General features: G+C 74.6%; 6 protein-coding genes. 1 reads left to right on the top strand and 5 read right to left on the bottom strand.

What is annotated here, in order from left to right:
* Window positions 1–51 precede the first annotated feature (51 nt).
* The 4 genes from ACFU7Z_RS35705 to ACFU7Z_RS35720 all read right to left on the bottom strand — a co-directional run bounded on the left by ACFU7Z_RS35705 (window position 52) and on the right by ACFU7Z_RS35720 (window position 3,555).
* On the bottom strand, window positions 52–1,431 hold the full coding sequence (locus tag ACFU7Z_RS35705; protein ID WP_380782163.1) for a hypothetical protein: 1,380 nt from the start codon (window positions 1,429–1,431) through the stop codon (window positions 52–54).
* A 6-nt stretch (window positions 1,432–1,437) separates the two neighbouring features.
* Window positions 1,438–2,208, bottom strand: a complete 771-nt coding sequence (locus ACFU7Z_RS35710) for a hypothetical protein (protein WP_380782165.1) — start codon at window positions 2,206–2,208, stop codon at window positions 1,438–1,440.
* Window positions 2,209–2,226: 18 nt separating this feature from the next.
* Window positions 2,227–2,466 carry an ABC transporter permease gene (locus ACFU7Z_RS35715; protein WP_234348641.1) on the bottom strand — a complete coding sequence of 80 codons (240 nt, stop codon included), beginning with the start codon at window positions 2,464–2,466 and terminating at the stop codon, window positions 2,227–2,229.
* A gap of 462 nt (window positions 2,467–2,928) precedes the next feature.
* On the bottom strand, window positions 2,929–3,555 hold the full coding sequence (locus ACFU7Z_RS35720; RefSeq protein WP_049660629.1) for a TetR/AcrR family transcriptional regulator: 627 nt from the start codon (window positions 3,553–3,555) through the stop codon (window positions 2,929–2,931).
* Between the two features lie 191 nt (window positions 3,556–3,746).
* Between ACFU7Z_RS35720 and ACFU7Z_RS35725 the strand changes: the two genes are divergently transcribed.
* On the top strand, window positions 3,747–4,505 hold the full coding sequence (locus ACFU7Z_RS35725) for an SDR family oxidoreductase (RefSeq protein WP_074003674.1): 759 nt from the start codon (window positions 3,747–3,749) through the stop codon (window positions 4,503–4,505).
* A 92-nt stretch (window positions 4,506–4,597) separates the two neighbouring features.
* Here ACFU7Z_RS35725 and ACFU7Z_RS35730 read toward each other — a convergent pair whose 3' ends face one another.
* Window positions 4,598–4,999: a chaplin gene (locus ACFU7Z_RS35730; protein ID WP_380782168.1), complete on the bottom strand. Its 402-nt coding sequence runs from the start codon at window positions 4,997–4,999 to the stop codon at window positions 4,598–4,600.
* Window positions 5,000–5,306: the final 307 nt, after the last annotated feature.

Consider the following 5,306-nt stretch of genomic DNA (forward strand, 5'->3'; position numbering starts at 1 on the left):
CGCCACGACCGGTCGTGGCGGGCGCCTTGGGATGCGGGGGTGCGCGGGTGCTCAGGCGGCCCGGTGGAAGAAGAACGGGTCGATGGACGGCGGCACCCGGGTGACCCCGTCCGAGCTGAGCAGTTGGTGGGTGGTGAAGTTGGCGTTGCGCTGGTAGGTCACGCCCACCGGGAAGTTGGCCCGGTCGGGGGTGTTGTTTCCGGCGAAGACGCCGTAGAAGTCCTTTCCGACCGTGACCATCCGGAGGTAGTCCCCCAGGTACGGCAGCTGCGTCCCGGCCGGCGGCACGTCGCCCGGGGCCTGGTGCAGCACATGGCTCTCCGTGGTCCCGAAGCCGTCGCCGGTCAGCTCCAGCACCGTCGACCACTGGTTGTGGACCAGCTGCTGGTAGACCAGCCCGACCAGGCCGTCGGAGTTGACCGCCAGCGACGGGTTCTTGCCGTTGACCACGTCCGGGCGCGCCGCGGCCCAGGTCTGGCCCCGGTCCGCCGAGTGACGGCTGTGCAGCACGTAGTCGGTGGGGGCGGTTCCGCCGAGGTTGTCGCAGTAGGCGATCCAGACGCTGTTGGAGTCGGTGGGGTCCACGGCGACGGCCAGGTCCGCACCGGTGCGCTCCTGGCCCAGCGACCGCTGGTGCGGGTTGAACCGGGCCTTGCGGCCGGTGACCACGCGCTGGCCGACGTCGCCGACGGCCGAGTCGAGGAGGTCCTCGAAGGGGTTCGGTCCGACGCCGCCCTTGTCGTCACGGGTCATCACGACGTCGAAGGTGATCAGGGCCCCCGCGCCGGTGGCGGTCACGCTCAGGAAGGCGACGTAGATCGTGCCGTCCGGGTGCGCGGCGATCCGCACCGGCGGCCCGTCGAAGAGCGTGCCGGTGTGCCGGTCGAGCTTGACGGGCGCGAAACCGGCCGGAGCGGGCCCGGTGCCGGCGTCGTTCGAGACGTCCACGGTGGCGGTGCCGCCGGGCTGGGCGACGTCGTTGCTGCCGATGTACACCCGGTCGCCGCTGCCGCCGTTCGCCGTGACGGTGGTGGCGACGACCCAGGGCTGGTCCTCCCCGCTCCGGTCGACGAGCACGGCCATCGGCGTGCTCGCGGTGATGTCCGGCGCGCGCAGGATCTGCAGGTCGCCGCTCTGGCCGTTGAGGATGCCGGTGTAGAGCCGGCCCCCCGCCCCGCCGAAGCCGACGCTGATGTCCCCGGTACCGAGTGCCCCGTTGCCCGGGACGACGCTGTTCAGCACCCAGGTGTCCCCGCCGTCCGTCGAGACGTAGACGGGGGCGAGCGGCCCGTTCATCGGGTCGGGGGTGAAGGCGGTCGCGACCATCTCCAGCGGGTTCTCCGGGTCGACCGCGAGGTTGGGCTCACTGTCCAGGTTGGTGTCGCCGCTCAGCGCCTTCGGGGTGATGTTGACGACCTTGATGGTGGGCATGTCGGCTCACCTCCGTTCCCGCAGCACGGCGAGCTTCTGCGCCGGCTGGTAGTCCTCGGGGTGGAGCAGCCGGTACGGCGCCCGCGCGGCGAGCTCGCCCCCGGTGGCGTGCAGCAGCCACAGGCCCAGCTGCCCGGGCGTCGGTTTGGGCACCGCGCGCCAGCGGATGTCCCCGCTGGCCGGGTAGAGCACGGTGGTCGGTCCGGGGGCGGCGCCGCCGGACTCGACGAGCGAGACGTCGAGTGCGGCCCGCCACCAGTGCGGGTCGTGCTCGGAGTACTCGGCCAGGCCGAGGTCCTCCAGGCCGACCACGGTGGCGACCACGACGGCGTCCGCCTCGGCGGCGTGCGCGGCCAGGTCCTGGTCGCGGATCTCCCGCTGCACCGAGGAGAAGGGGAGTTCGTCGGCCGTGGTGGCGGCCAGCGAGACGTGCTGCCGGACGGCGTCGGCCGGCAGCCGGCCGACCTCGGCCACGCCCAGGCCCTCCCCGTAGACCATCCCCCTGGTGAAGAAGGCCGCCGTGTCGCCGACCTTCAACAGCTCGGCGTCGGTGGCCAGTTGGACGGTGACCTCGCTGCCGCCGAGCTGCCGGAAGGCCGCGGGTGCGTGCAGCACCTGGTCCACCCGGACCACGGCGGTCCGTTCGTTCCTGGCCTCGGCCGGCAGGGCGGCGAGCGAGGTGCCGCCGACCCTGGTGACGGTGCCGAGGAAGCTCAGCGGCGCACTCCGGACGAGGTCGGTCAGCCGGGGTGCGGCGGCTGGTGCGGTGTCGGTCATGACGGTCCTCCGATCCGCTCACCGCGCGGCACGGACCGGGGCCGGGTGCGCCCGGCGCCACTCGGTCCGCGCGCCGAGCGCGCACCCGGCGGTGACGGCGGCCGCGAGCGCGACCACCAGCCACTCCGCGGCGCCGCTGCCGGCGTCCGGGTCGAGGCCGAGCAGCGTCTCGATCCACTGCGGCCACACCAGGGTGAGCAGGAACAGGAGCCCGGACAGCGCGCCGAGGGCCGTCTCCAGCCAGAATCGCGGGCGCACCGGGCTCGGTCGTCGATGGGCGGGGGCTTGTTGGGAAGGCATTGCCGCGCCTCCCCTCTCCCTCCACCCGGGCCGCGCCCGGCGCGCCACGCGCGCCGTCCCGGTGCCGCCGGGCCGCACGGGCCCCGCGACACGGCCGGCCGGACCGGCCCGGGTCGGGGTCTGCTCCCGTCGGCGCCGCCGGTCGGGGGCGTGGCCGCCGCGGGAGGGTGCTGCTGGGGGCGCGGCGCGGGGCCGCGCGGGGGGCCGTCTCTCGGGGCCGGGTGGTGCCGAACGTCGTCGGCGCCGTACGTCTACGAGGCACACGTACGAGGGACACGTACTGCGTATACGAGTCTGCTCGCCTCGTCGCAGCAGGTCAAGGGGCCCGGAGCGGCACGGGCGGCACGGGCGGCACGGGCGGCACGGGCGGCACGGGCGGCACGGGCGGCACGGGCGGCACGGGCGGCACGGGGCGCCGGCTCAGACCCGGGCGCCGAGCATCCGCAGGACCAGCTCCCCGTAGCGGCGCCCGAGCTCCTCCGGCGCCTCGGAGGAGTTGTCGGTGTACCAGCGGGAGACGTCGATGCCCAGCGAGGTGACCGCGCGGGCCGCCGTCCGCACCTCCGCCACCTGGAACTCCCCCGCCGCCACGCCCGCCTCGATCAGCGCGCTGACCTCGCGCTCGATGTCCAGCCGCAGCGCCGCGACCACCGCGTAGGCGTCCTCGGGCAGCGCGTGCAGCTCGTAGTTGACCACCCGGCCGACCGTCCGGGCCCGGGCGTGCCAGGCGGTGAACTGCTCGACCAGCTCCCGCATCCGCTCGGCCGGTCCGCCCCCGCCGGCCACCGCGCCCCGGACCAGGGTCAGCGTGGCGGCGTGCCCGGCCCGGCTGATCTCGGCCAGCAGCGCGGCCTTCGACTGGTAGTGGATGTACAGCGCGGCCGGACTCATCCCCGCCGCCGTGGCGATGTCCCGGGTGGTGGTGGCGTGGAAGCCGCGCTCCGCGAACGACTCGACGGCGGCCTGGAGCAGCCGGTACGCCGCTTCGGGGCGGGCGTCGGCGCCGGGCAGGGTCGGCCAGAGGTCGGCGAGCGGGGTGCTGGTCATGGCGTCATCCTCCCAGAGAAACTCGTACAGGCTTTCGCGCCGGCCACCCCTCGGCCCGACCCCCGACCCGGGCCGGCGTGCGACGGGCAAGCGGTCGGCGGACTGTTGACAGCCTCCCGCACCGACAGCATGCTGAGCAAGCGCTTAGTCAGCTGACAGCAGGGATCCCCGCACGAAAGGCAGGACGCTCCGTGGTGCACTCCTTCAAGGGCCGGGTGGCCGTCGTCACCGGATCGAGCCGGGGCATCGGCCTCGGCATCGCCCGCGAGCTGGTCGACCGCGGGGCCAGGGTCTGCCTCACCGCCCGCAACCCGGAGCCGCTGGCCGAGGCCGTCCGCGACCTGGGCGGCCCGGAGAACGCGATCGCCGTCGCGGGCAAGGCCGACGACCCGGCGCACCAGGAGGAGACGGTCACCCGCACCCTGGAGGCCTTCGGCCGGCTCGACCACCTGGTCAACAACACCGGCATCAACCCGGTCTACGGGCCGGTCCTCGACACCGACGAGGCCGCCGCCGCCAAGATCCTCGCCGTCAACGTGCTGGCCCCGCTGGCCTGGACCCGCCGCGCGCACGCCGCGTGGCTGGGCGAGCACGGCGGCTCGGTCGTCAACGTCGCCTCCATCGCGGGCATCCGCTCCTCGCTCGGGATCGGCATGTACGGCGTCAGCAAGGCCGCGCTGATCCGGCTCACCACCGAACTCGCCGCCGAGCTGGGCCCCCAGGGCATCCGGGTCAACGCCGTCGCCCCCGCCGTGGTCAAGACCAGGTTCGCCGAGGCCCTGTACGAGGGCCGCGAGGAGAAGGTCGCCAAGGCCTACCCGCTCGGCCGCCTCGGCGTCCCCGAGGACATCGCCGGCGCCGTCGCCTTCCTGCTCTCCCCCGACGCCGGCTGGATCACCGGCCAGACCCTGGTCGTGGACGGCGGGGTCACCCTGGGCGGCGGCATGTGACCCTTCCCCCGCCCGGAGGGGCGGGGCCATGACGAACGGCGAGGCCACAGCCTGTGGGCTCTGGCCTCGCCGCGGTCGGCGCCGTCGCGGTCCTAGTTGTTGCCCCCGCTGCTGTTGCCGCCGCCGCCGTTGTTACCGCTCCCGCCGCCGTTGTTGCCGCCCCCGTTGTTGCCCCCGCCGTTGTTGCCCCCGCCGTTGTTGCCGCCCCCGCCGCCGCCACTGGCCGGGTTGAGCAGGCCGACGATGTCGATGGTGTTGCCGCAGACGTTGGCTTCGAGGTTGACGGGGATCTGGATCAGGTTGCCCGACAGCACGCCCGGTGATCCCGCGGCGAGGCCCTCGGCGTGGGCGTCGCCGTCCGTGTTGAGGCACTCGATGCCCGAGGGCAGGGCGGACTCGTTCGCGCCGTGGCCCGCGGCCGCGGAGCCGGCGGAGAGGACGGTCAGCGCGACCGCGAGGCCGCCGGCGAGCAGGTACTTCCTGGTGTTGGTCATGGCGGAAGGAGTAGCCGCCCGGCGCGGATGCCACGGCGCAGCCCCGCGCGGACGGTCATCCGGTTGCAGCCTCGATTCACCACCAACGCAGGAGGCCTGCCCCCCGTTCGGACCAGAACGGACGACTACGCCGCCCGGACCGGGCGAGGCCGCCGCCCCGGGGACCCGGCCGCCCGGCGGGACGTCGGCCGGAGGGACGACTCGGGAGGCCGAGGGCCGGTGCCGCGCGTCCGGAAGGACGCGGACGGGCACGCTGCCGGGAGCGGAGGTCACCGCCCCTCGGCGATGACCTCCGCTCCCGGCAGCG

The sequence above is a fragment of the Kitasatospora sp. NPDC057518 genome (assembly GCF_042802075.1).
Lineage (GTDB): Bacteria > Actinomycetota > Actinomycetes > Streptomycetales > Streptomycetaceae > Kitasatospora.